Here is a 24,958-nt window from a genome sequence, read left to right on the forward strand (position 1 = left end):
AAAGGCTCGCCGGATGATCGATCTTCGCGGGCCCGACGTGCGTCTGCGCAGTCTGCGGCCGTCCGACCTGAAGGTCTACACGCAGGTCTACACGAGCGCCGTGCTCACCCGCTATCTGGGCGTCGACCGCATGGACGACGACCGCGCACGGGCCACCTTCCTGGCCGGGCTGCGGTCGGAGCGGCGGATCACCCTCGCCATCACCGAGCCCGACGACGACACCGTCCACGGCCTGATCGGCCTGCTCCTGGAGGACTACGGCAGCAACGCGATGATCACCGGGCTGGTGCTGCTGCCCGGCTCACCGATCCAGGGGCGCGGCGCGCAGGCGGGGCGGCTGCTCATCGACTACGCCTTCAGCCACCTGGGCATCCACCGGGTCTGGGCCGGGCACCGCCGCGACCAGGTGCTGATGGAACAGATCATGCTCGACGCGGGACTGCGCCCCGAGGCCACGCTCCGCCAGCTGTTCCAGACCAACGGGCGCTGGCACGACGTCGTGACCTACGCGGCCGTGGCGCCGTAGAAGAACCGCCACAACAGGGCGGCGGCATACGTCCGATAGGGAGCCCACGGCAGCGCCCTGGCCTGCACCTCCGCGATGGAGGGCAGCCCCTCCAGCTGCCAGGCCCGCTCGACGGCCCGCCTGATCCCCTGGTCACCGGCCGGCAGCACGTCGGGGCGGTGGAGCTGCGCGATGAGGAAGCTCTGCGCCGTCCACGCGCCCACGCCTTTCAGTTCGGTCAGCTTGCGGATCACCTCGTCGTCGGGCAGATCCGACAGGTCTTCCAGGTCGATGCGGCGATGGGCCAGATCGAGGAGATACCTGGTCTTCGCGCCGGACAGGCCGCAGGCCCTCAGCCCCTCGGCGCCCAGGGCCAGGATTCCGTCGGGGGTCGGAAATCCGCCGAGAGCGGCCTTGATGCGGTCGAAGAAGGTGAACGCCACCGCCGTCGAGATCTGCTGGCTGACGATGTGGAGCACCATCCCCGAGAAGTTCGTCGGGCCGAACCGTTCAGGGCTGAACCACGCGAACGGGTCGGGTTCGCCCACCTCGCCGATCAGGCGCGCGAGCACCGGATCGGCCGCCGCCAAGTGCCCGTAGGGGCTCACGGGATCTCCGCGAACGACGCCACCACGGGATGGTCGCCGAAATCGGCGTCTTCGCTGGGCTCGCCCGCGCGCCGCACTCCGATCGTCCGCCAGCCCGCCGCCTTCGCGGCGTCGAGCTCGGCCGGCAGGTCGGACAGGAACAGCAGGTCGCCGTCGAGGGTGTCGGCGATTCTCCGGTACGACTCCACGACCCTTTTCGGCCCTGCGGTCACCGTGTCGAAGTAGGCCTCGATGAGAGGGGCGTACCGGGCGAACCAGGCGTGCTGCACCACGACGGACCCGGACGAATAGATCGCGAGCCGCCGCCCCGCGTCGCGCCACTCCCGCAGCTTCGGCGGTACGTCGGGGAAGAAGTGCGCCCGGAGGTCGCCGTTGGCGAAGCCCTCGGCCCAGATGCGGCCCTGGATGGTCTTGAGCGGGGTGGCCTTGACGTCGGCGTCCATCCAGCCGGTGAGGATCTCGACCGTCTCGCCGGTTGTGGCGCCCCCGGTCTCGGCGACGGCACGGGCGATCTCCGGATCGTCGCGGTGGGCGTCGATGAACGGGCCGAGCCTCGGGCGGGCGTACGCGTAGAGCCCGACATGGACGGATTCGGTGGAACTCGTCGTCCCCTCGATGTCCAGCACGATCCAGCAGGTCATGGGGCCATTATGGAGCGGTGGAAACCGACGTTCTCGCCAACCCCGTCTGGGCCGCACTGACCGGCCCGCACGCCCACCTCGCCGTCGTCAACGGCCGGACCAGGCGTTATCCCCTCGACGTGTCGCCCTTCGCGGCCGTTCCCGACGCCTTCGGCCCCGGCGACTGGGCCGACCTCGACGGCCAGGTGCTGACCACCTGCGAGGGCCCGGCGGCCGAGGACTGGGAGACGCTTTTCGCGCTCCCGGGAGTGCAGATGGAGGGTTCGGCCGTGGCCGGAGAGGCTGGGGACGTGGTCGTCCTGGGGCCGGACGACGTGCCCGAGATGCTCGACCTCGTGGCTCGCACCCAGCCGGGCCCCTTCGCCCCGCGCACCATCGAGATGGGCACCTACCTGGGTCTCCGTGAGGAGGGCAGGCTCATCGCGATGGCCGGGGAGCGGCTGAAGGCACCCGGCTGGACGGAGATCAGCGCCGTGTGCACCGACCCCGCCCACCGGGGGCGGGGTCTGGCGTCACGGCTGGTGCTGGCGGTGGTGGCGGGCGTTCGCGCCCGGGGCGAGCGGCCGTTCCTGCACGCCGCCACCGTCAACGTCAACGCGATCCGGTTGTACGAATCACTGGGGTTCACCGTCACCCGGAACGTGACGTTCCGGGTGCTGCGGCCTCAGGAGGCCCTGACCCGGGACACCGCCGAAGTGGTGTAGCCCGAACCGGCCCCGACGCCGCTGAGGGTGATCTTGCCGACGGGGGTGCCCGCCGGGATCGCGGCGGTGAAGGTGACCGTGCCGGTGGCGTCGGCGACGGCGCGGCCGAGAACGGTGGCGTCCAGCTTGAACTCCACGCTCTCTCCGGCCCGGTAGCCGGTCGCCTTGACCGGGTTCGAGCCGCCCGCGACCACCGCGTTCGTCACGATGAGGTTGCCCGGCTTGAGCGAGGCGGCGTACTCGGCGCACGCCTCGCCCGGCTTGCCGAACGCCGGGGTGGTGACGTTGCCGTCGTCCTCACGGACGGTGAGGGTGCCGAAGCCCCCGTCGCCCATGACCGCCCCGGCCGTGTTGGTGACCGAGACCTTGAACGCGGTGGACGCCGTGCTGCTCGCGACCGTGTCACCGAGGGTGCCCGCCTGAACGGTCACACAGGTCTGGCCGGGGGCGAAGGTGACCTTCTTCATCGAGATCCCGGCGCGGCCGGTGGCCGAGCCGAAGACGCTGACGTAACCGGAGACCTCGTGGTCGGCGGGGGCCGACAGCGCCACGGCGATCGACGCCGTGCCCGGGCCGGAACCTTCGTCGACCCGGGCGGGCGCGACGTCCACCGCGATCTGCTGCCGGGCGACCCGGGCGCCGACCGCCCGGTTCTCCGCCGACAGGTCGGACAGGTAGACGCCCGTACCGGTGAAGGACACCTGGCGGATGTCCGTCAGGTTCAGGCCGGTCGAGGCGAGCGGGACGGTGACCTGCTGGAGAATGACCTTCTTCAGCCACGGCGAGGTGCTGCCGGGCAGGCGGGTGACCGCCCGGGAGTTGAGCGCCGAGACCGGCGACGACCAGGTCTTGCCGGCGCCGTCGGTGACGGTGATCGTGACGTCGGTGGACGTCGCCACGGTCTCGTCGGCCGCGACCTTGACCGAGAGCTGCTCGTACACCGAAAGATCGTTTTTAAGAGCCACGGTGACGGTGCCCGACTTCAGCCGCATCATCGGCGACGACGGGATGTTGAACGCCCACGTCGCGGGCGACCAGTGGGGGAGCGCGGCCTGGTTGGTCGCGGTCGCGCAGAACGGCTCGGCCTGCGGGATCTGGAGACCCCCGTTGCCGCCCATGCTGGAGCAGAGCGCGGCGTCACCGGTGACCGAGACGTTCGCCTCGGGCTTCTCGAAGGTCGCCAGGTCCCTGCGCGCACCGGCGGGCTGGGTGGCGGCGCTGGTCACGTCCGAGAAGTCGATCGACGGGACCGAGACGGCCGAGCCGTCGAACAGCGGCAGGAACTGCTTCTCGCCGCCGAGCACGAGCCGGAAGAAGCCCGGCATGTAGACGGCGCCGACCTTCTCCTGCTGCGGCGCGGTCAGGCGCAGCGTGGTGGCCGCGGCCGGGTTGCAGACCGGGTCGTTGCCGCCGTTGCCGCCCACCGACCAGTCGTCGCCGGTGCTGGCCGGGAACAGGCCCGGGGTCCAGATCGTGTTGAAGAAGTTGTGGTTGGCGCCCTGCACCAGCACGGCCGAGCGCAGCACGTTGTCGTCGAAGCTGTGCCGGGAGTCGTCCACGATGTGCTGGCCCATGAGGTTCTCCACGTCCCCGTCGCAGTACGGGAGGATCGTGGCCGTCACGGTGTTGGGCACCGAGATGCGGTCGTAGTCGACCGGCGCCAGCGGCAGCACCGCCTTGATGCCGAACTGCTTGTAGAGCGGCAGCGCGTCGTTGAGGGTCGAGGCGGCCGTGACGCCCTCACCACCGCGCGAGTGCCCCATGATGCCGACGTTCTGGAAGTCGAACGCCCGCTTGAGGTCGGCGGGGGTGACCGCGCCCGTGAGCGCCTGGGCCAGCGTCACGTCACGGTTGTAGAAGGCGTCGTGGTAGACGACCGGATCGCCGTCGTCGGCGTTCTCCAGCATGGTCAGCGTGTCGAGGATCAGCTGGCCACGGGCCTGCGCGCCGTAGTCGGCGGCGAGCTGGTTGTCGTTGGAGTTGATCGCGTTGGCCGAGATCGACACCACGGCGTAGCCGTTGCTGGCCAGCGCGCGGGCCGGCAGGTCGTAGCCGATGTAACTGGGGATCGTCGCGCGCTGCGAGGGGCTGTCGGGCGACGGCCGGCACGGCCAGCGGTTGGGGTTGGTGGCCCCGGTGCCGTAGCAGGAGGTGTGGCGGCCGTGCAGGAAGATCACGAGCGGCTTCCGCTCGCGGGAGACCGGCAGGTAGATCTTGCCGGTGAGCTCGCCGCGGATGCCGCCGATGTTGAGCAGCGGGATCGCCTGGTCGCCGAAGTCGTACACACCCTCCTTGACCTGGAACGTTCCCGACGTGGAGGGGTCGTCCTGAAGGGCGGTCTTCTGGACCTGCGCGAGGGTGGCCGCCGCAGCCCTGGCCTGCGGGGCGGCGGGTTCGTCGAGCACGTCGGTGGTGATCTCGGCGGCGGAGGTGACCGTCGGGTCGGCGGTGACGAGGAAGAGGGACTTCCCGTCGGCCGACTCGGTCGCCGGACCGAGGACCTTCCCGTCGGCGAGCAGCGAGGGGGCGCTCGAGTCGATCGGGAGTTTCTCATCGAGGTTCAGGGTGACCTTGTAGCCACCGGCCACGCGGTCGACCGTCCAGTCCTCGTCGGCGGCTGCGGCCGAGGCGGGAGCGGTGGTGAACGTGGACAGACAGACGAGGGAGATTAACGCGGCGGTGCCGCGAAGCGTGTGGCGCAAGGGGGAGCCTTACTCGTACGAGCCGGGTGGTGCGATTCGCACGTTATGTGCGGTTTGTTACCGCGAGCTCTTGATCATGTTTCCCGAATGTTCCATGGCGATTTCCCATTGACTATGTAGGTAATGTAGGTAAATTAGCCGACATGCGCGTCACCCGGACCCTGACCAGGGATCTCCGCCTGCTCGCCGCCGTCGACCTCGCGGAGGCGCGACACCGCAGGGCGGAACTGCTGGCCGAGTGGCCGGAGGTGTCCGCCGGGCTGCTCGCCCAGGTGCTGTCGGCGGCCATCGAACTCGGCGCGGCCGAGGGAAGGCTGGCCGAGTCCGGGCAGGCGTGCGACGCGGTGCGGGCCCGGCTGCGGGAGGCCGTGCTGGCGCTGTCGGAGGCCGCCGGTGCGGTCGACGGCGACGCCCCGGCCACCGCCGTGGCCGAGGCCCGCGTCCGCATCTCGCTGGTGGCCGCCGAGGTGGCGACCCAGGTGGTGCTCCTAGGACACCCGCGCGTACCTCTTCTGGGCGAACCGGTCGCGTAGGTTCCCGGCCGGGTGGCCGGGGCGGAACGCGCCACGCGCGCGGAGTGCCGGAACCAGGTGGCGGGTGATGGCCCGCAGGTCGTTCGGGAGCGCGCCGGGCCGCAGCCGGAAGCCGTCGACGCCCGCCGCCCGCCAGTCGAGCAGCAGGTGCGCCAGCCCGGTCGCGGTGCCCGAGTAGATGTGGGCGTCGCTGGTGAAGGCGGCGCCGTCGAGGTCGTCGAGGCGCTCCTTCAGGCCGGTGCCGTCCAGGAAGACGACCAGGTCGGCCAGGACGGTCACGCCGGGCGCCGCCCGCCGGGCCCGGTCCGCCAGTGCGGCGGCCTCCCTGCGGTCGTGCGGGGTGACGAACACGACGTCGGCGCACTTGGCCGCCGTCTCGACCGGCAGGGCCGGGCCCGCCAAAGTCGCGATCAGGGGACGTCCGGGCACGCGGGGGCGTAGCTCGCCGGTGGTGAGCCAGCCCGCCCGGCCGGGTCCGGCCCGGTCGAGGGCGGCGAGGCCGGCCGCCGCCTCGCCGCCGCCCGCCGCGGGGACCAGGCCGATCCTGGACGTCAGCGGCGCCGTCGCCGTGGCCAGCAGCATGGCGTCGAGGGGACCGGTGACCTCGTCTCCCGGACAGGTCCGCAGCCTGATGGTGTCCTCGAAGGTCACGAAGTCGAGCTGCCCTCGCTCGGCCTCCTGGACCAGATAGGTCCAGTAGGCGGCGGTGAACAGGGCGTCGGGGCTCGCGCCCTCGGTTCGCCAGGCGGCGGGGTGCCACCCGGCGCCGTCGAGGGCGGCGGCCAGATGCAGGGTCATGTGGTCTCCTCGAGTGGACTTTTCCCACTGGGATAGTAGGAAATAATTACCTACTAAACAAGTAGGACTTGACGGAAATGTGGTGATCGTGCTGAGCTTGACTCATGACGACGACCGCACCGGTGATCCGGTCCGACACCGGGCCCAGGGTGGCGCCCACCCGGCATCCGTTCCGCTGGCTGGCCGCCGCCGGGGTGCTGCTCCTGCTCGTGATGGCGGCCAACTCGCTGGTCACCAACCCGGCCTGGGAGTGGGAGGTCGTCGGGGAGTACCTGTTCGCGCCCTCGGTGCTCCGCGCCGTGCTGCTCACGCTGGAGCTGACAGCGCTCGGGACCGTGTTCGGGTTCGCGCTCGGCGGTGTGCTCGCCGTCATGCGGCTGTCGCCCAACCCGCTGCTGTCGTCGGTGGCCTGGGGCTACGTCTGGGTGTTCCGGGCCGTGCCGCTGATCCTGCAACTGCTGTTCTGGTACAACCTGGCGCTGCTGTATCCCCGGTTGTCGTTCGGGATCCCGTTCGGGCCCGCGTTCTTCTCCGTCGGCACGATGGACCTGATCGGGCCGATCACCGCCGCCGCGCTCGGGCTGGCCCTGCACCAGGCCGCCTACGCCGCCGAGATCGTGCGCGGCGGGCTGCTCGCGGTCGAGCCGGGACAGCGGGAGGCCGCCGCCGCGCTGGGCATCCCGAGGGCCCGGCGGTTCTTCCGGATCATCCTGCCGCAGGCGATGCGGAGCATCGTGCCCAACGCGGGCAACGAGATCATCGGCCTGGTCAAGGGCACCTCGGTGGTCTACATCATGGCCCTGCCCGAGCTCTTCTACCAGGTCCAGGTCATCTACATGCGCAACGGCCGGGTGGTCGCGCTGCTGCTGGTCGCCGCCCTCTGGTACCTCGCGCTGACGACGGTCCTGTCGCTGGTCCAGCACTACATCGAACGCCACTACGGACGGGGCCGGGCATGATCGAGATCGACGGCGTACACAAGAGCTTCGGCTCCCTCCACGTACTGCGCGGCGTCAGCCTGAAGGTCGCCAAAGGCGAGGTCACCGTCGTCCTGGGCCCGTCGGGGTCGGGCAAGTCGACCCTCCTACGGGCTATCAATCACCTGGAGAAGCCCGACGCCGGCACCGTCCACATCGACGGGGAACTGGTCGGCCACCGCAGCGAACGGGAGATCCTCAAGCAGCGTACGAAGATCGGCTTCGTCTTCCAGAACTTCAACCTGTTCCCCCACCTGACCGTCCGCGAGAACGTCGCCGAAGCCCCTCTCTCGGCCCAGCGCCGCCCGAAGGCCGAGGTCGCCGCCACCGTGGCCCGCCTCCTCACAAGGGTGGGCCTGGAGGACAAGGCCGACTCCTACCCGGGCACCCTGTCCGGCGGTCAGCGCCAGCGGGTGGCCATCGCCCGCGCGCTGGCCCTCGACCCCAAAGTCGTGCTGTTCGACGAACCCACCTCCGCGCTCGACCCCGAACTGGTCGGCGAGGTCCTCGACGTCATGAAGGACCTGGCGAAATCCGGGACGACCATGGTCGTCGTCACCCACGAGATCGGCTTCGCCCGCGAGGCCGCCGACACCGTGGTCTTCCTCGACGAGGGCCTCGTCGTCGAACAGGGTCCGCCCGGCCAGGTCATCGACCATCCCCAGCACGACCGCACCCGCGCCTTCATCAGCCGCGTCCTCTAAGGAGAACCCCTCTCATGCGTCGTTTCGCCGTGCCCGCACTCCTGCTGCTCGCCCTGGCCGCGTGTGGTGCGGACCCCGCGCCCGAGAACGCGGCAGCGCCACCCGCTCCCGCCGCCTCCTCGACCGGTGGCGGCGTCAACACCAGCCCTGACCAGCAGCGGATCCGCGCGCAGAAGGTCGACGCCATCGCCGCGCAGGTGCCGCCCGCCATCGCGGCCGACGGCAAACTCCTCGTCGGCCACAGCGGTGAGGGCGCGCCCCCGCTCGGGTTCCTCGCCGACGACGACACCACCTACATCGGCGTCGAGACCGACCTCGCGCAGCTCGTCGCCGACGTGCTCGGCCTCGAGTACGTCAACGAGATCAGCTCGTGGGAGAACCTGTTCGTCGCCGCCAGGTCGGGCAAGCTCGAAGCGGTCTTCAACAACGTCACGGTGACCGAGGAGCGCAAGGACATCTACGACTTCGCCACCTACCGCGTCGACCAGCTCGCCTGGCAGGTGGCCGCCAGCAGCCCGATCGCCGCCATCGCCAAGCCGGCCGACATCGCCGGGCTGAAGGTCTCGGTCGGCTCGGGCACCAACCAGGAGAAGATCCTGCTCGACTGGGACAAGGCGAACAAGGACGCCGGCCTGAAGCCCGCCGAGATCTCCTACTACAACCTCTACGGCGACGCCCTGCTCGCCCTCAAGTCGGGCCGCATCCAGGCCTACTTCGGCCCCAACCCGAGCATCGCCTACAACGTCGCCGTGGGTAAGGACACCAAGATCGTCGGCACCGCCTCCGGCGCAGGGCCCGACCTCCAGGGCCTCATCGCCGCGATGACCCTCAAGGACAACGGCCTGGTCAAGCCGCTCAACGAGGCGCTCAACAGCGTCATCAAGGACGGCAGCTACCAGAAGGTGCTCGACCGCTGGGGCCTGGGCAACGAGGCCATCCCCGAGTCGCAGATCAACCCGCCCGGCCTGCCCCGCCAGGAGGGCTGATGGCACCGCACATCCTCGACAACCCCGCCTGGGCCGCGCTGACCGGCCCGCACGCCCACCTCGCCGAAATCCGGGGCGGCGTGCGCCGCTACCGGCCCGACGTTTCGGTCTTCCTCGGCATCTCCGGTTCCCCCGGCCCGGACGAATGGGCGGGCATCGCCTCCTTCGCGGGGCCCGACGGCCTCATCACCCTGACCATCGACGACCCCGCGCCCGACGGCTGGGAGACCGTGCAGAACATCGAGGGCGTACAGCTCGACGGCAGCGCGGTCTGGGGCGAGCCTTTCGCCGACGCCGAAGTGCTCGGCCCGGACGACGTGCCCGACATGCTCGACCTGGTGGCCCGCACCGAACCCGGGCCGTTCCTGCCCCGGACCATCGAGATGGGCACCTACCTGGGCGTCCGCCACGAGGGCAAACTCATCGCGATGGCCGGGGAACGGCTCCACCCGCCGGGCTGGACCGAGATCAGCGCCGTCTGCACCGACGCCTCGTTCCGAGGCCAAGGGCTGGCCACCAGGCTGGTGCTCGCGGTCGCGGCCGGGATCCGGGCGCGCGGCGAGACCCCGTTCATGCACGCCTCGGCGTCGAACGTGAACGCGATCCGCCTGTACGAGAAGCTCGGCTTCACCCTCCGGACGCGCCGGCTGTTCCGTCAGGTCCGGGTGCCGGGACGCTGAACAGCAGGTCCACCGCCCGCACCGCGGCTTCCAGCCGTTGGGCGGGCGGCCCGGACACGACCAGGTGCGGCATCCCGCGCGCGGTCAGCAGTTCGCGGAACCGCGCGTCCATGGCGTGCCGCAGGTGCTCGCCGTCGCGCCAGCCGTCCTGCTCGAAGGGGACGCCCTCGACGCTGGTGTGGATCCACAGGTCGTGCCGGGCGCGGTCGCCGATCCGCCACACCTCGTCGCTGGTCGTCCCGGCGTAGCGCTCCTGCCACAAAGCGGTGGCGAACGGGTCGGTGTCGCAGAACAGCACCGGCGAACCCACCCGGGCGGCGGCGTCCTCCCAGGCCAGCTGGCGTTCGGCGACGACCTCGAACTCCTCGGGCCGCCATTGGAGGTCGTCCATCCACGGTTCCGGTTCTCCGGCCGCCTTCGCCGCGCGCCTGGCCAGGGCCAGTTTCTCCTCGCAGTAGGTGCGGCCGTACTCGGGCACCCAGCGGGTCGCCGCCCACACGCCGCCGCGCGCGGCGTAGTGGGCGGTCAGCGCGCGGGTCAGCGTGGTCGTGCCGGTCGACTCCGCGCCGACGACGACCACCCGCCTGGCCAGATGGGCCCTGACCGCCGGGCTCAGAAAGGGCCAGGCCGCGACCGGGTCCTCCCGCGCCAGGGTGCCGCTGACCGGATACCTCGTGCGCCCGGGGTCCACCGGCACGTGGGTCGCGTCGAACCGCCGGGCCAGCTCGGGGCCGTAGTCCTCGGAGCTGAACACCGCGTCGATCACCACGCCGGGGCCGTGCGCGAGCGCGAGGGCGAACCGGAAGACCTCCACGTGGGCGGTCCAGATCTCCGGGTCGTCGTAGTCGATCTCGATGTCGTCCACGACCGGGGCGATCACCACGTTGGGCTGCGGATGGGCCTCGCGCAGCCAGGCGGCGCGGTCCGCGAGCGGGATCGTCTCCACCGCGTTGGCCGCCACGACCACCGTGACCAGCTCACACCGCTCCGCCGCCGTGTCGATGAGATGACGGTGGCCGTCGTGCGGCGGATAGAACTTCCCGATGACGAGCCCGTGTCCGAAACTCACCGCGCCACCGCCAGCCGCCACGCCCGCAGCCCCATGACGCACAGCGCCAGGAACACCACGTACAGGACACTCGTCAAATACAGATTCTTGTACGCATAGAGCGGGATGTAGACCACATCCGCCGCGATCCAGAGCCACCACGACTCCACCCGCTTGCGCGTCTGCCCATAGGTCGCCATCAGCGACAACGCCGTGGTGAGCGCGTCCCAGAACGGCACCGCCGAGTCGGTGTACGCCGACAGCAGCGCCGTCAGCAGCGCGGTGGTGGCCACCCCGGCGAGCCCCAGCCAGATCCATTCGGTGGTTTCGGTCCGGGTGACCGTGAGGGCGGTGCGCCCGGCGCCGCCGTACAGCCAGCTCCACCAGCCGTAGAGGCCGAGCACGACGTAGACGATCTGGAGCGCCGCGTCCGCGTACAGCCCGGCGGTCAGGAAGACCAGCCCGAGCAGGATGACGTTGGCGACCCCGAGCGGCCAGTTCCAGATGTTCTGCCTGGCGACCATCCAGACGGTCAGCAGGCCGGTGGCGAACCCCAGCAGTTCGGCCCAGCTCGTGGGCACCCCGCCGATGAAGAACGCCGGTTCGAGTAACGGTCCGAGCAGATCGGTCATAGTGGCCAAACGCTAACATTCGGCGCGGCAAAGAAGAGCCGCGGCCCCCAACGGGAGCCGCGGCGGTTTACGCAGGTCAGGCGTTCGCGCAGATGGCGAACACGCTGATGCCGACGGTGGAGTTGCCGATCTGGCGGCCGAGGCCGATCCAGCCGTTACCGCCGTCGGTGGGGAACGAGCCGACCAGCACGGCGTTGGGGCCCTGGGCCTCGGCGCCGCCGCCGATCACGCGCTTACCGGCCGGGCAGTTGACCGTACGGCGCTGGAAGTTCGGCACGTTGGCGTTGGGCAGGGTGACGACCTGGTAGCCGTCGACCGCCGCCTGGGTGGAAACCGGCGTCGACGTGGCTCCCGCCGGGGTCGACAGGGTGAGGCACGCACCGGCCGCGAGAACGGCGAAGGGAATGCTCAGGTAGCGCATCGGTACTCCTGTAGAGAGGGTGTTCCGGGGGGAGCGCGTCGAGTATTCAGCCCGCGACTCTCCGTGTCCAAGATCGACACGACGAAAACCGTTCGCCTCGCGTTCACCCACTGCGAAACGATGGATGCGGTCAGCGATTGGGGGCGCATGTCAATGACGGAATCAGGTGACACACCGGATCCACCGAAATCAGCGGTGAAGCTCGTACTCCGCTACTACTTAACGCAGATCCGCCTCAAGTGGCCCGTGGCCACACCCGCCCTGTTCCTTCCGGCACTGGGCAACATCTGTCTCTTCTACGTGGCCCCGCTCCTGGTGGCCTCCCTGGTCGGCCGCCTTGCCGCCGGGGAAAGCGGCATCGGCACGCTCTTCCCGTACGTCCTCGGGTTCGGCGCGGTGCTGCTGCTCGGCGAGATCATCTGGCGCGCCGGGCTCCACTTCATCAACCGCATCGACGCGCGGGGGATGGAGGACCTCGGCATCATCGGCATGGACGAACTGCTGGCCAAGGACGCCGCGTTCTTCCACGACAACTTCGCGGGATCGCTCACGAAGCGGGTGCTCGGGTTCTCCCGGTCGTTCGAGGGGTTCATCGACACCCTCGTCTTCGGGGTCATCTCGAAGGTCCTGCCGCTGGTGTTCGCCTCGGTCGTGCTCTGGCAGTACCACCCGGTGCTGGTGCTCGTGCTGCTCGGCCTGATCGTGGTGACCGGTTTCATGGCCTCGCCGTTCATCGTGCGGCGCCAGAAGCTGGTCAACGTACGCGAGGCGGCCCACGTCCGGGTGTCCGGGCACGTCGCCGACGTGCTGTCCAACATGGACACGGTCCGGGCCTTCGCGGCCGAAGACCGGGAGGCGGCCGAGACCCGGGTCAGGCTGGCCGAGCTGCGCCGGGCGCAGCTGCGGTCGTGGGACTACGGCAACCTGCGCGTCGACATGGTCGTGGCGCCGATGTCGGTGCTCACCAGCACGATCGGCGTGCTGCTCGCGGTGGTCCTGCACGGCGGGCTCGGCGTCGAGGCGCTCATGGTGACGTTCACCTACTACTCGCAGGCGACCGGCATCATGTTCGAGTTCAACCAGGTCTACCGCCGTCTCGAGAGCACGCTCACCGAGGCGGCCCAGTTCACCGAGCTGCTCCTCGAACCGCCGAAGATCGTCGACCATCCCCAGGCGCAGGCCCTGGGCGCGGCCGACGCCGGAGTGCGGTTCGACCGGGTCGTCTTCGCCCACGAGGGCAACCCGCCGCTGTTCGACGGCCTCGATCTGGACGTCCCGGCCGGAACCAAGATCGGTCTCGTGGGGCGGTCGGGCGGCGGCAAGACCACGCTGACCCGGCTGCTGCTGCGGCTCATGGACATCCAGAGCGGCCGGATCGTCGTCGGCGGCCAGGACATCGGCCGCATGAGACAGGCCGACCTGCGGAGCCTGATCGCCTACGTGCCGCAGGAACCGGCGATGTTCCACCGCACCCTGCGGGAGAACATCGCCTTCGCCCGGCCCGGCGCCACCGAGGCCGAGATCATGGAGGCGGCCCGCGCCGCCCACGTGACCGAGTTCGTCGAGGGCCTGCCCATGGGCTTCGACACGCTCGTCGGCGAACGCGGCGTGAAACTGTCGGGCGGCCAGCGCCAGCGGGTGGCCCTGGCCAGGGCGATCCTCCGCGACGCCCCGATCCTCCTCTTGGACGAGGCCACCAGCGCCCTCGACTCCGAGAGCGAGATCCTCGTCCAGGAGGCGCTCTGGCGGCTCATGCGCGACCGCACCGCACTGGTGGTCGCCCACCGGCTGAGCACGGTCGTGCGCATGGACCGCCTGGTAGTGCTCGACCGGGGCGAGATCGTCGAGCAGGGCTCCCACGCCGAACTACTGGAGGCGCGGGGTCCCTACTCACGGCTCTGGCACCACCAGTCGGGCGGCTTCCTCGTCGAGCAGGAGGCGGAGACCGTCAGTTCGGCGAGTGGATCTGGATGAGGTTGCCGAAGGTGTCGTCGAACACGGCGGTCGAAACGGGCCCCATGTTCGCCGGCTCCTGGGTGAACCGCACCCCGAGCGCCTTCAGGCGCTCGAACTCCTTGTAAACGTCGTCGACCCCGAACACCACGATCGGGATCCCGTCGTTGACGAGGGCCGACTTCCACGGCTTGGCGGCCGGATGGGCATCGGGCTCGATCACGAGCTCGGGCCCGTCCGGCTGCTCGGGTGACACGACGGTCAGCCACTTGAACTGGCCCATCGGGATCTCGTGCTTCTTCACGAAGCCGAGCACGTCGGTGTAGAAGGCCAGCGCCCGGTCCTGGTCGTCGACCATGACGCTCATCATGACGATCCTCATGGCGGTTCCTCCGAAGGAATCCACCGCTCGGCGATCTGCCGCAGCGGTTCGGGGTCGATGAAATGGAACTTGTAGCGGCCGTCCCGCCGCGACTCGACGAGCCCGGCCGCCTCCAGCACGTCGAGATGCTGCGAGATGGCCTGCCTCGACGAGGCGAGCTGGTGTTGCGCGGCCAGGCGGGAGCAGATCTCGAACAGCGTCTGACCGTTCCGGTCGGTCAGCGCGTCGAGGATCTTCCTGCGGGTGGGGTCGGCGATGGCTTTGTAGATGTCACCCACGTGGCCGAGTATAGGCAAGTCTCTACTTGCCTATCAAGGCGACCACGATCCTGGGGCGCCGACCCGCGACGGTCAGCGGATACTCCTCGATCACCCACCACCTGCGATCGAGCCGCTGCCCCTCGGCCAGCACGGCCACGAGCCTCTCCGCGCCGGGCCAGGCCGTGGAGAAGCTCTCGACGGCGGGGAGCCGGACACCCCAGGGAGGATTGGCCAGAATCCGGTCGGGTTCCCTCGGTCGTGTACGCCATGCGATCGCCGGATCGTTGGCGCGCGCGGCCTGGATGGCTTTCGGGTCGATGTCGTGGCCGTGGTAGATCGCGCGGGGTTCGATCGCTTTGGCCTCGACGAGGAGCGTACCGGCGCCGCAGCACGGGTCGAAGACCACGTGACCAGGGCGGATGTCGGCCAGGCGGGCCATCGCGGCGGCGACCGGCGGGTGCAGACTGCCCACGACCGTGGCCTTCCGCCAGGCCCGCCGGTGCAGCGGGGCGGCGTGGGGCCGTACACCCAGCCACATGACCTTCCCGTCCAGGGTGACCCGGAGATCGGTGGTCCCCGGCGGCGGGGCAGTGCCGTGTCTCCGCGAGAAATAGGGTGCGCCGAGCCGGGCACCGACGGCGTCCTCGATGTCGTACCGGCTGAAGTTCCTGGCCCCGGTGAACGAGGCGGTGACGCTGATTCTTGGCGCGCGGCCGAGCTCCCGCGTGAGCTCGGCGATCGCCTGGGCGAGGGCGGTGCGGGTGTGGCCCGGGTCGGGGACCTTGGCCTTCACCGCGAACAGGTCGTCGGCCAGCCGGGTCTCGACGGGTGTGGTGGCGTGGACGATGAGCTGGCGTTTCGTGACGTCGACGACGCGGTGACCGGCTTCGGTGAGCTCGGCGGCGGTCAGTTCTTCCAGGCCGGTGACGGTACGGACGAGAAACTCTGCGGGGCGCGCAGAGGGCATGACGATTCCTCCGGGTCGGCGCTCGGGACCCGGTCAGATGACCTGGATCCCGCATCACCAGCCGCGGGCATGGCCTCGAAGTGGCTGGCGGAGCGCTAGCCGGCTCGGAAGAACGTCGTGAACATGCGAAGGATGCTGCCACATCCCGTTGCCGCGGAGCGACGGGTTAACGGCGGACGACCGGAACGCCGTGGAACGGGATGTCACGCCTGCTGAGAGAGAAGACTTTTCCAAGCAGGTGGGGCCGGATGACCAGAGCGAGAAAACTGATCGCGTCCGCGTGCGCGGGCGTCACGATGCTGGGGCTGGTGAGCGCACCCGCGCATGCCGCCAGCCAGATGTACATCACCCATGCGGTCACCGTGACCGACGTCGTCACGCATCAGATCGACGTTCATCTTCCGATGAGCAGGCAGGACGCGGAGGGCTACATCTACTGGGGCGCCCAGATCAAACTCCGGTGCTTCGGAAGCGACGCCGTCTTCAACGAGCTGCTCGACAGGGTTCCGCAGATCGGCGACACGTTTTCGAAAGTCCCCAGAAAGGCCCCCTACCCGGCGGGATACGGCGTGCTCAAGGCCGCGGACGACGGCCTGCACCTGACGACTCTGGACGTCTACCGCAAACCCGGCCTGCTCAATGAGGACGTCGGCGCCAGGGACGAGGTTTTCTGCGACGCCAAATGGACCGATGCCGATGGCTACATCCTCAGAGCCAAGAGCGAAGAAGTGACCGGTTACTTCTAGAGAAAGCAGGCGATATGACCAGGGCCGGGAAGGCCATAGGGGCGAGTCTCGCGATGATCGTGTCGCTCGGGTTCGCGGGCACACCCGCACAGGCCGCCAGCCAGATGACGATCACCCATTCGATCCAGGTGACCGGCTATGTCAGGCATCAGATCGACGTCCACCTGCCGATGAGCAGGGAAGACGCGGCGGGCTACATCTATTGGGGAGCGAGGATCGAACTCGAATGCTGGGGCGAGGAGGTGGGCCCCGATGAATACCTCTACGACGTTCCGGGTGTCGGGCCGACATTCACCGGAACCCCCAAGCGGGCTCCCTACCCGCCGGGACACGGCGTTCTCAGGGCCACGGAAGACGGCGTCCGCCTGACGACTTTGGACGTCTACCCCAAAGGCGAGGCCCTCAACGAGGACTACGGCCTTCAGGACGAGATCTACTGCAAGGCCAAATGGATCGACGCCGACGGCGGCACCCTCAAGGCCAAGAGCAATGTCGTGAGTGGTTACTTCTAGAACACCGGAGAAAGGAAACGGCCGATGTCCATCGGCAGGAAGCCGGTCACCCGGGCGATCGTCGCCTTCGGCGCGGGCCTGGCTCTGATGCACGGGCCCGCGAGCGCCCCGGCCAGCGCGGCGAGTTCGATCGTCGCCACCCACGCGATCACCGTGCCGGGCATGGTGAAACACGTGATCACCGTCCGTCTCCCGATGAGCAGGCAGGACGCGGAGGGCTACATCTACTGGGGCGCGAAGATCAAGATCGACTGCTACGGAGAAGACGTCGTCAGCGACCCGAAGCTCGTCAACGTACCGGGGACGTTCAAGGGCGCGGCGGAGCGGAACCGCTATTTCAGCGGCGTCCCGAGGCCCGACCCCTATCCGCCGGGGTTCGGCGTGCTCACCGCCACGGACGAGGGTGTCGTCCTGACGACCCTGGACCTTTACGAGAAAGGTGGCGCCGGTGAGTTGAACGAGGACATCGGCCTGGGCACTTTGCAGGACGAGATCTACTGCAGGGCGACCTGGGTCGACGCCGACGGCTACACGCTCACCGACAAGACCAACGTGGTGACCGGATATTTCTAGGACCGTTCCAATACCTGGAACGGGGGTGTCACGCCCGAGAAGTAAACCCAAGAAAACTCGAAGGACGTGACGCTAATGACCAGAATCGCGCGAATGGCCGCGGTGATCGGTGCGGGAACCACGATGGTGGCGGCGCTGGTGAGCGCCCCGGCGCAGGCCGCGAGTTCGATCACCATCACGCATCAGGTCACCAAGCCGGGCCAATTGCGGCACGAGATCAACGTTCATCTCCCGATGAATCAGGAGGACGCGGCGGGCTACATCTGGAACGGAGCGCAGATCCGGGTCACGTGCTGGGGCGACGACTGGGCCGACGACGTCCTGTCTCGCGTACCCGAGCCAGGGCTCAGCGGCCCTTTCGTCGCGTACAAGGGAAAGCCCGCGCCCGGTCAGCCGGGGGAGATCAAAGTCCTCGTAGCCGCGCCGGACGGTGTTCGCCTGAAGATCGTGAACCTTTACGACAGGGGCACCGGTAACCCGCTGGACGAGGACATCCTGCCGAGCGACGACGACGAGATCTACTGCAAGGCCAAGTGGATCGACGGCGACGGGTTCATCCTGAACGACACCTCGAACACGGTGACAGGTGACTTCTCGTAGGACGCAGAGTCACCGCCCGCACAGCGAATACAAGGGAATCGGTATGTCCATGCTCAAGAAGTCAGCCCGCACGGCCGCAGTGCTCGGCGTCGCCGCCACCGCGGCCCTGACCCTCACCACCCCCGCCCAGGCCGCCGACGAGCAGGGCAGGCTCACCGCCCAGCTGACCATCACCGGGACCAGCAGCCAGTGCCCGGTGCTGATCGTCGGCAAGGTCGGCATGACCAACGCCCAGGCGCAGTATCAGATCGACAACGGCGCCACCGCGCGGGTCGAGATCTGGGCCGACGACCCCATCTACGACAACCGCCTCTACAAGGGCCCCGCGACCCTGAGCGCGGTGTCGGACAGGAACGGCGGCGGCGTGTTCATCGTGTCGAGCCTCACGCTCAACTGCGTCCGGCTCTTCGACGAGGACGACAAGCCCCCGTTCGACTACGGAGACGAGATCTACTCCAAGATCTACTTCTCCGGCCCCGGCTATCCGAGCATGTCGAAGCGGTCGAACACGATCCACCGCAACTTCGGCTTCGGCGAGCCCTGAACCCGACAGTGACCGAAATGTTTGTGATTACATGCTTACATGACTGAAAACGAACCTCCGACTCTGTACGAGTGGGCAGGCGGTTCGGAGGCGTTCGAGCGGCTCACGGACGTCTTCTACGGCCTGGTCCGCGAGGACGACCTGATCGGGCCGCTGTTCGCCCACATGGACGAGGGCCATCCGCGCTACGTGGCCATGTGGCTCGCGGAGGTCTTCGGCGGGCCCGACTCCTACACGCGTGAACGCGGCGGCTACCCGCACATGCTCGCCCACCATCTCGGCAAGGGCATCACCGAGCCCCAGCGCCGACGCTGGGTGAACCTGCTCATGGACGCGGCCGACGTGGTGGACCTTCCCGCCGATCCCGAGTTCCGGGCCGCCTTCGCCGGTTACATCGAGTGGGGAACCCGATTGGCCGTGGAGAACTCGCAGCCCGGCGCCACACCGCCGACGCAGGCGCCGGTTCCCCGATGGGGATGGGGCGTGGCACCGCCGTACCAGCCCTGAAAGCTCCGATACCGCCTCGACGGCTATCTCTTCGTGGCCGATCCTGGGATTGTTGATGTTGTGACGTTCGGGGATCTGATTCGGGCGGCGCGCATGGAGCGGCGGCCCGACGTGGCGCTCGACCGCTATGTGGAGGCGCTGACGAACCGGGCCGCCCGGGGCGTCTCCGTGTTCACCGCGCTCGACCACGAGTTCGTCGACGCCTGTGTGGCGGCGGTGCGGGTCGCGGTGGGGCAGGGGCGGGTCGCGCAGCTGCTCGATCCGCTGCGGGTGGCCGCGCGGATGGCGCCGCTCGATGAGGACGTCCAGGCGGGGCTCATGTCCGCGCTGGCCGCCGCCGGGCACCGGGCTGAGGCGCTCGCGCTGTTCCAGACGGTGCGTGGGCGCCTGGCCGGAGGGCCTGGGCCGGTGCTGCTGGCCGCTCATCGTGAGGTCCATCGGGGCGGTACGTCGCCGCTGGTCGGGCGGGGGCGGGAGCTCGCGGTGCTGCGCCGGACGCTGGCGGCGGAGACCGGGCTGGTCATCGTGGAAGGGGAGCCGGGGGTGGGGAAGACCCGGCTGCTCGTTGAGGCGGGGGCCGAGGCGGGGCGGCGTGGGGCGCTGGTCATGTGGGGGCACTGCCTGCAGGGCGACGGCACGCCCTCGATGTGGCCCTGGCTGGAGGTGGTCGGGGCGGCCCTCGGGAGTCTTCCGGACGCGGAGCGGGCCGGATGGCGGGCGGGGGAGCTGGGGCGTCTCGTCGAACCCGGTCCCGGGCCGGCCGACGGCGGCACGCGGTTCCGGCTGTTCGAGCAGGTGGTGGCGCTCATCGGGCGGGTCGCGGCGGGGCGGGCGGTGGTGCTCGTCGTGGACGACCTCCAGTGGGCCGACGTCGCCTCGCTGGAGCTGTTCCGGCATCTGGCCGAGTGCCTGCCGGACCGTGTCGTGGTCATCGGCGCGTTGCGGGACCGGGCGCCGGTGCCGGGTCCGGAGCTGGCCAGGACGCTGGCGGCGGCGAGCCGGGTGGCCGACCATCGCCGGATCCTCCTGGGACCCTTCGGGCCGGACGACGTGGCCGAGCTGATCCGGCGGGAGAGCGGGCACGATCCCGATCCCGATGTCGTCGCGGCCGTGCACACCCGGACCGCCGGGAACGTGTTCTTCGTCCGGGAACTGCTGTCCGGGGGGCTCGAAGGCGTGCCGGCTTCGGTGCGCGACATCGTCCACGACCGGATCGCCGGGCTGAGCGGTGACGCTCTCGAATTGCTGCAGGTGACCGCGCTCATCGGGCGTGACAGTGATCTGGGGCTGCTGGCGCGGTCCGCGGGGCTGGAGATGGCGGCCTGTCTCGACGGTCTCGTGCCGCTGGAGAGGCTCGGGCTGCTCGAACCCCTGCCCGGTGATCCGAGCGTGGTCCGGTTCGCGCACGACCTGGTCCGCGAGTCGGTCGCCGGGCTCACGCCGGAGCGGCGGCTGGCCCGGCTGCACTTACAGGTGGCCGACGCGCTGGAGCACGGTTCCCCGGCCGGTGACTCCACGGCCGAACGGCTCGCGCACCACCTGCGGTCCGCCGGATCGTTGGCCGACCCGGTCCGGACGGTCGACGCGCTGATCCGCGCGGGGCGTTGCGCGGGGGACAAGTCCGCGCTCGAAGCCGCCTCCGGGCAGTTGCGTTCGGCGGTGGAGGTCGCGCGGGCGGCGGGGCTGGCCGAAGCGGAGCTGACCGCTCTGGCGATGCTCACCGCGGTCGACGGCATGCGCGCGGGGTACGCCGGATCGGCGCCCGAAGTGCTCGAACACGCCGAGAACCTGGCCCGCGATCTCGGCCGTGAACGGCTGGCCACCGACTTCCTGTTCTCTCGCTGGGCCGCGCACGGCCAGGGGCTCCGGCTCGACAGGTCGGGGCCGCTGGCGCTGCGGCTGCTCGTCCAAGGGCAGGTGTCCAGTGATCCGATCGTGCGCGCCAACGGCCTGCACGCCTGGGGCATCCACCAGTGGGCGGTCGGCAACATCGGGCAGGCCTACCGCTATCTCCTCCGGTCGACCTCGGCCCTGCGCGACGACCAGGTCCGCCGCGACGAAGACCCGCTCAGGCACGACCTGCAGAGCCTCTCGCCCCTCATGCTCGCGCTGATGACCGGGCTGCGGGGTGACGTCGTCCACGCCCGCGCGATGTTCGACCGGCTCGAGTCGGCCGCGGGCGACGACCGCTACGCGCTCACGGTCTGGTCGGCCTTCGCGGTCACGCTCGCGGCGCAGGCGGGTGATCCGGAATGGGCGCTGAGCGCGGCCGAACGCGGAATCGCGCTGGACCCCCATTTCTCCTACGGCTTCTTCGGCGGCTACCAGCGGCTCGCGCGGTGCTGGGCGCGGGCGATGACCGGAGACCACCCGGCCGAGGCCGCCGAGGAGGCGGAGCTGATCATCGCCACCACCCTGTCCGACCCGCCGCGCTCGGTGCTGGGCACGTGGTGCGCGCTGCTCGGTGAGATGTGGCTGGCAGCGGGCCGGTTCGGCGAGGCCGCGCGGGCCCTCGACCGGGCCGGTGCGGTGATCGACACCTACGGGGAGCGCGACGGCGAGGCGCTGCTGCTCCTGCTGCGCGCCCGCTTCCTGCGGGCGCGGGGCGAACCTCTCGTGGACGTCCGGGCCGCCGCCGAACGGGCCAGGACCCTGGCCGTCGAACGCGAGGCGAACCTGTTCGCCCGGCAGGCCGACCAGCTGATCGCCGACCTGGAGCAGGGGAGCTGAGGGTTCGATGGCCTCTCAGGGAACGCTGACCGTGCAGGTCCTCGGCCCGTTGCGGGTGTGGCGTGACGGCGTCGAGATCGACACCGGGCCGCGCCAGCAGACCTATCTGCTGGCCCTGCTGCTGATGCGGGCGGGGCGGCCGGTCAGCTCTTCGGAGCTTCTCGACCTCGTCTGGGACGACAACCTGCCGACGTCGGCGACGAACATCGTCCAGAAATATGTCGGTGCGTTGCGGCGGCTGCTGGAACCCGACCTGCCCGCGCGAGCGCCCGGCTCCTACCTCCACCGCCGGGGCGGCGGCTACCAGTTCGACGACGGCGGCGTCACCCTCGACTTGGCCGAATTCCGAAGGCTCCTCGCCCTCGCCCGCACGGCGACGGCCGACCACCGGTTCGCCGACGCCGCCGACGCCTACGAAGACGCGTTGGCGCAGTGGCGGGGATCGGCGGGCGACGGACTGGCCCTCACCGCCGCCGCGTCACCCCTGTTCGCCTCGGTCAACCGCGAACTGCTCGACGCCTGCGTCGAGGCCGCCCACGCCACCGTGCCGCACGGCCACGCCAAACGCATCCTGCAACCGCTGCGCCTCGCGGCCTGGATCGCGCCCATCGACGAGACCGTCCAGGCGACGCTCATGACGACACTGGCGGCGCTGGGGCTCCAGCCGGAGGCGCTGTCGGTGTACGAAACGGTGCGGACCCGGCTGGCCGACGAGCTGGGGCTCGATCCCGGTCCGGCGCTCCGCGAGGCGCACCGGGACGTCCTCCGCCGGAACGAACCCCACCAGGAGCGGGGAACCCGGCGGCCCTCCCGCCGCCGGACCGACCGGATCGTCGGCAGGCAGGAGGAGCTCGCCCTCCTCCGCCAGGCCAGAGGGCGGATCGTCATCGTCGAGGGTCCGCCCGGAGTGGGCAAGACCCGGCTGCTCGCCGAGGTCACCGACGAGGCCGCCGCGAACGGCGCCCTCACCCTCTGGGGCCGGTGCCTCGACAGGGAGGGCGCCCCGGCGATGTGGCCGTGGGTCCAGGTCGTCGAGGCGCTGATCGCGGCACTGCCGGAGGGCGACCGGGCCCACTGGACCGCCGTGCTCGGCGACCTGTTGCCGACCCCTGCCGGTGAGGCCGACGTGCCGCCGCGGCCGGACGCCGGAGCGAAGTTCCGGCTGTTCGGCAACGTCGCCGCCCTGCTCGGCGCGGTCGCCGCGCTCCGGCCCGTGGTCGTGGTCGTGGACGACCTCCACTGGGCCGACCAGGCCACCCTCGCGCTGTTCGCCCGGCTGGCCGAGTCGCTCCCCGACCGGAGCGTGCTGATGGGCACCCTGCGCGGCCACGCGCCGGCGCCGAGCTCCGATGTGCGGCGCATGCTGGCGGCCGTCGCCCGCCAGGACCACCACCGGCGCCTCGTCCTCGGCCCCCTCGGCCCGGCCGAGGTCGCCGAGCTGGTCGGCCAGGAGACCGGGCGGTCGCCGAGCCCCGGCGTCGCGCGCAGCATCCAGGCCCGCACTGAAGGCAACCCCCTTTTCGTACGTGAACTCGCGCGCTTCCTCGCCGAGGAGAATCACCTGTCCGACCTCGCGGCGGCCCAGGTGGCCGTTCCGTCCACGGTGCGCGACATCGTCCGCGACCGGACGAGCAGGCTCGACGACGGCGACCGGCGCCTCGTCGAGATCGCGGCCCTGATGGGACGCGACATCGACACCCGCCTGCTGGCGAGCGCGTCCGGCCTCGACACGTTGCAGTGCCTCACCCGGCTGGAGGCCCTGGAGACGTCCGGCCTGGTCGAGACGGCCTCCGGCGCCCCGGGCGGCTGGCGGTTCGCGCACGACCTCGTCCGCGAGTCGGTGGCCCGCTCGACCTCGCGGTCGGAGGCGAGCCACTTCCACCTGCGCATCGCCGCCGCCCTCGCGCGGACCGGGGAACCGGCCGAACGCCACGCCGAGGCGCTCGCCCACCACCTGTGCCAGGCGGGCCCGCTCGCCGAGCCGGAGGAGACGGTGCGGGCGATCCTCGCCGCGGCCCGCATCGCGGTCCGCCGCGCCGCCTACGAGACGGTGGAGAAACACCTCGACGTCGCCGTCCGGATCGCCCGCGACGCCGGGCTCCGCGAGCTCGAACTGACCGCGCTCATCGAACTGACCGCCGTCGCGGGCATCCACGCCGGTTTCGTCGGCGCCACCCAGGAGCACCTCGACCGCGCCGAGGAGCTCGCGCGCTCGCTCGGCCGCGAACGGGAGGCCACCGGCTTCCTGTTCTCCCGGTTCCTCGCGCACGCCCAGGGCATCCGGCTCGACGCCGCCGGACGCCTCGCCCGCCGCCTGCTCGACCACGGCCGGCGCTCTTCCGACCCGATCGTCCAGGCCTCCGGCCACCACGCGTGGGGCGTCCACCAGTGGAGCTCGGGCAACATTGGCGAGGCGTTCCGGAACCTGAGCCGGTCCGACTCGCTCCTGCGCGCCGAGCGGGACGCCGAGCCCCTGCGCCACCGGCTCCAGATGACGACCCCGGTCATGCTGGCCCTGAACACCGCACTGCACGGCGACCTGGTCGCCGCCCGCCACCTTCTCGACGTCGTGGAACTCGACGCGGGCGACGACCCCTACGCCCTCAGCATCTGGGGATCCTTCGCCGTCACCGCGGCCGCCGTCGCCGGAGACCCCGCCTGGGCGCTCCGCGCGGCCGAGACGGCGATCGGCTCCGATCCGGCCTTCGCCTTCACCTTCTCGGGCAGCTACCCGAGGCTCGCACTGCACTGGGCGCGGGCCATGTCCGGCGGCGATCCCCGCACCTCGGCCGCGGAGATGGAGCGGATCATCGAGGCCACCCTGGTCGACCCGCCCCGCTCGAACCTGGCCACCTGGTACGGGCTCCTCGCCGAGGTCCTGCTGCGCGCCGGGGACGTCCCCGCCGCCGTGGCCGCGCTGGACAAGGCCGAGCGGTTCATCGACGCCTACGGCGAGCGGTACGCGGAGGGTCTGATTCTGCTCATCCGCGCGAAGGCTTTCCACGCGGCCGGGGATCTCACGGGCGCCGCCCGGATCGCTCAACGGGCGCTCACCCTTGCGGAGGAACGCGAAGCCCACCTCTTCGCGGCGCGCGTGCTCGCCGAACTTCCCAGCCGGGGATACGAGCAGGTGGTGGACGTCAAGGCGGACCGCGGCTAGTCCGCTACTTTCGAAGCGGTTCTCACCGGCGCCGGGACATGCCGGGGGAAGGGGTCCGGCTGCGGGAGGGGTGGCGCCGGACCAC

Annotated in this window: 26 protein-coding genes; 16 read left to right on the plus strand and 10 right to left on the minus strand. The window is 70.4% G+C overall.

Features of this window, described 5'->3' with window-relative positions; translation table 11 throughout:
• Positions 1–13: 13 nt before the first annotated feature.
• A complete protein-coding gene (locus tag ACYQ78_RS03835; protein WP_459799246.1) occupies positions 14–526 on the plus strand; it encodes a GNAT family N-acetyltransferase in 513 nt (170 codons plus the stop codon).
• On the opposite strand, the gene ACYQ78_RS03840 is transcribed toward ACYQ78_RS03835, so the two are convergent.
• Together ACYQ78_RS03840 and mtnC are read right to left on the minus strand one after the other, a co-directional pair.
• The gene (locus tag ACYQ78_RS03840; RefSeq protein WP_459799247.1) at positions 505–1,113 is read right to left on the minus strand and encodes a DNA-3-methyladenine glycosylase family protein; all 609 of its coding nucleotides are present in this window, start codon (positions 1,111–1,113) and stop codon (positions 505–507) included. The genes ACYQ78_RS03835 and ACYQ78_RS03840 overlap by 22 nt on opposite strands.
• Entirely contained in the window at positions 1,110–1,754 is a 645-nt protein-coding gene (gene mtnC, locus ACYQ78_RS03845; RefSeq protein WP_459799248.1) for an acireductone synthase, read from the minus strand. Before mtnC ends, ACYQ78_RS03840 begins: the two co-directional genes overlap by 4 nt.
• 17 nt (positions 1,755–1,771) lie before the next feature.
• Here mtnC and ACYQ78_RS03850 point away from each other — a divergent pair, with 17 nt between their 5' ends.
• Positions 1,772–2,458: a GNAT family N-acetyltransferase gene (locus ACYQ78_RS03850; protein WP_459799249.1), complete on the plus strand. Its 687-nt coding sequence runs from the start codon at positions 1,772–1,774 to the stop codon at positions 2,456–2,458.
• Here the strand turns inward: ACYQ78_RS03850 and ACYQ78_RS03855 are convergent.
• Positions 2,419–5,160 (minus strand): alpha/beta hydrolase, encoded by a 2,742-nt coding sequence (locus ACYQ78_RS03855; protein WP_459799250.1) that lies wholly within the window; start codon positions 5,158–5,160, stop codon positions 2,419–2,421. The two genes, ACYQ78_RS03850 and ACYQ78_RS03855, sit on opposite strands and share 40 nt — an antisense overlap.
• Before the next feature lie 143 nt (positions 5,161–5,303).
• Between ACYQ78_RS03855 and ACYQ78_RS03860 the strand changes: the two genes are divergently transcribed.
• On the plus strand, positions 5,304–5,693 hold the full coding sequence (locus ACYQ78_RS03860; RefSeq protein ID WP_459799251.1) for a hypothetical protein: 390 nt from the start codon (positions 5,304–5,306) through the stop codon (positions 5,691–5,693).
• On the opposite strand, the gene ACYQ78_RS03865 is transcribed toward ACYQ78_RS03860, so the two are convergent.
• Complete coding sequence (locus ACYQ78_RS03865; RefSeq protein ID WP_459799252.1) at positions 5,649–6,491, minus strand: hypothetical protein; 843 nt, start codon at positions 6,489–6,491, stop codon at positions 5,649–5,651. The genes ACYQ78_RS03860 and ACYQ78_RS03865 overlap by 45 nt on opposite strands.
• Before the next feature lie 104 nt (positions 6,492–6,595).
• Here ACYQ78_RS03865 and ACYQ78_RS03870 point away from each other — a divergent pair, with 104 nt between their 5' ends.
• The 4 genes from ACYQ78_RS03870 to ACYQ78_RS03885 are packed head-to-tail and all read left to right on the plus strand — an operon-like array spanning position 6,596 to position 9,838.
• Positions 6,596–7,450: an amino acid ABC transporter permease gene (locus tag ACYQ78_RS03870; protein ID WP_459799253.1), complete on the plus strand. Its 855-nt coding sequence runs from the start codon at positions 6,596–6,598 to the stop codon at positions 7,448–7,450.
• Complete coding sequence (locus tag ACYQ78_RS03875) at positions 7,447–8,172, plus strand: amino acid ABC transporter ATP-binding protein (RefSeq protein WP_459799254.1); 726 nt, start codon at positions 7,447–7,449, stop codon at positions 8,170–8,172. The genes ACYQ78_RS03870 and ACYQ78_RS03875 overlap by 4 nt, the downstream gene beginning before the upstream one ends.
• A 14-nt stretch (positions 8,173–8,186) precedes the next feature.
• Positions 8,187–9,158 carry a transporter substrate-binding domain-containing protein gene (locus tag ACYQ78_RS03880; RefSeq protein WP_459799255.1) on the plus strand — a complete coding sequence of 324 codons (972 nt, stop codon included), beginning with the start codon at positions 8,187–8,189 and terminating at the stop codon, positions 9,156–9,158.
• A complete protein-coding gene (locus ACYQ78_RS03885; RefSeq protein ID WP_459799256.1) occupies positions 9,158–9,838 on the plus strand; it encodes a GNAT family N-acetyltransferase in 681 nt (226 codons plus the stop codon). Before ACYQ78_RS03880 ends, ACYQ78_RS03885 begins: the two co-directional genes overlap by 1 nt.
• Here the strand turns inward: ACYQ78_RS03885 and ACYQ78_RS03890 are convergent.
• From ACYQ78_RS03890 to ACYQ78_RS03900, 3 genes are all read right to left on the minus strand, one after another.
• Entirely contained in the window at positions 9,786–10,907 is a 1,122-nt protein-coding gene (locus tag ACYQ78_RS03890; RefSeq protein ID WP_459799257.1) for an AAA family ATPase, read from the minus strand. The genes ACYQ78_RS03885 and ACYQ78_RS03890 overlap by 53 nt on opposite strands.
• Positions 10,904–11,518, minus strand: coding sequence for a nicotinamide riboside transporter PnuC (gene pnuC, locus ACYQ78_RS03895; RefSeq protein WP_459799258.1), 615 nt, complete (start codon positions 11,516–11,518; stop codon positions 10,904–10,906). The genes ACYQ78_RS03890 and pnuC overlap by 4 nt, the downstream gene beginning before the upstream one ends.
• Before the next feature lie 76 nt (positions 11,519–11,594).
• The gene (locus ACYQ78_RS03900; protein ID WP_459799259.1) at positions 11,595–11,939 is read right to left on the minus strand and encodes a hypothetical protein; all 345 of its coding nucleotides are present in this window, start codon (positions 11,937–11,939) and stop codon (positions 11,595–11,597) included.
• A gap of 195 nt (positions 11,940–12,134) precedes the next feature.
• On the opposite strand from ACYQ78_RS03900, the gene ACYQ78_RS03905 reads away from it, so the two are divergent.
• A complete protein-coding gene (locus tag ACYQ78_RS03905; protein WP_459799260.1) occupies positions 12,135–13,913 on the plus strand; it encodes an ABC transporter ATP-binding protein in 1,779 nt (592 codons plus the stop codon).
• Here ACYQ78_RS03905 and ACYQ78_RS03910 read toward each other — a convergent pair.
• Genes ACYQ78_RS03910 through ACYQ78_RS03920 form a run of 3 tightly spaced genes read right to left on the minus strand, consistent with a single transcriptional unit; the run spans position 13,888 to position 15,501 of the window.
• Complete coding sequence (locus ACYQ78_RS03910; protein ID WP_459799261.1) at positions 13,888–14,274, minus strand: VOC family protein; 387 nt, start codon at positions 14,272–14,274, stop codon at positions 13,888–13,890. The genes ACYQ78_RS03905 and ACYQ78_RS03910 overlap by 26 nt on opposite strands.
• The gene (locus ACYQ78_RS03915) at positions 14,271–14,552 is read right to left on the minus strand and encodes an ArsR/SmtB family transcription factor (RefSeq protein WP_459799262.1); all 282 of its coding nucleotides are present in this window, start codon (positions 14,550–14,552) and stop codon (positions 14,271–14,273) included. Before ACYQ78_RS03915 ends, ACYQ78_RS03910 begins: the two co-directional genes overlap by 4 nt.
• Before the next feature lie 22 nt (positions 14,553–14,574).
• The gene (locus ACYQ78_RS03920; RefSeq protein ID WP_459799263.1) at positions 14,575–15,501 is read right to left on the minus strand and encodes an N-6 DNA methylase; all 927 of its coding nucleotides are present in this window, start codon (positions 15,499–15,501) and stop codon (positions 14,575–14,577) included.
• Between the two features lie 248 nt (positions 15,502–15,749).
• Between ACYQ78_RS03920 and ACYQ78_RS03925 the strand changes: the two genes are divergently transcribed.
• The 8 genes from ACYQ78_RS03925 to ACYQ78_RS03960 all read left to right on the plus strand — a co-directional run bounded on the left by ACYQ78_RS03925 (position 15,750) and on the right by ACYQ78_RS03960 (position 24,873).
• Positions 15,750–16,247 carry a hypothetical protein gene (locus ACYQ78_RS03925; protein WP_459799264.1) on the plus strand — a complete coding sequence of 166 codons (498 nt, stop codon included), beginning with the start codon at positions 15,750–15,752 and terminating at the stop codon, positions 16,245–16,247.
• 14 nt (positions 16,248–16,261) lie between these two features.
• On the plus strand, positions 16,262–16,759 hold the full coding sequence (locus ACYQ78_RS03930; RefSeq protein WP_459799265.1) for a hypothetical protein: 498 nt from the start codon (positions 16,262–16,264) through the stop codon (positions 16,757–16,759).
• A gap of 24 nt (positions 16,760–16,783) precedes the next feature.
• Positions 16,784–17,332, plus strand: coding sequence for a hypothetical protein (locus ACYQ78_RS03935; RefSeq protein WP_459799266.1), 549 nt, complete (start codon positions 16,784–16,786; stop codon positions 17,330–17,332).
• Between the two features lie 93 nt (positions 17,333–17,425).
• A complete protein-coding gene (locus tag ACYQ78_RS03940) occupies positions 17,426–17,932 on the plus strand; it encodes a hypothetical protein (RefSeq protein ID WP_459799267.1) in 507 nt (168 codons plus the stop codon).
• Positions 17,933–17,981: 49 nt separating this feature from the next.
• Positions 17,982–18,476, plus strand: coding sequence for a hypothetical protein (locus ACYQ78_RS03945; protein ID WP_459799268.1), 495 nt, complete (start codon positions 17,982–17,984; stop codon positions 18,474–18,476).
• Positions 18,477–18,515: 39 nt separating this feature from the next.
• Positions 18,516–18,983: a group II truncated hemoglobin gene (locus ACYQ78_RS03950; protein ID WP_459799269.1), complete on the plus strand. Its 468-nt coding sequence runs from the start codon at positions 18,516–18,518 to the stop codon at positions 18,981–18,983.
• 60 nt (positions 18,984–19,043) lie between these two features.
• Complete coding sequence (locus ACYQ78_RS03955; RefSeq protein ID WP_459799270.1) at positions 19,044–21,713, plus strand: ATP-binding protein; 2,670 nt, start codon at positions 19,044–19,046, stop codon at positions 21,711–21,713.
• 7 nt (positions 21,714–21,720) lie between these two features.
• Positions 21,721–24,873, plus strand: coding sequence for a BTAD domain-containing putative transcriptional regulator (locus tag ACYQ78_RS03960; protein ID WP_459799271.1), 3,153 nt, complete (start codon positions 21,721–21,723; stop codon positions 24,871–24,873).
• Positions 24,874–24,958: the final 85 nt, after the last annotated feature.

Source organism: Herbidospora sp. RD11066 (genome assembly GCF_054661255.1).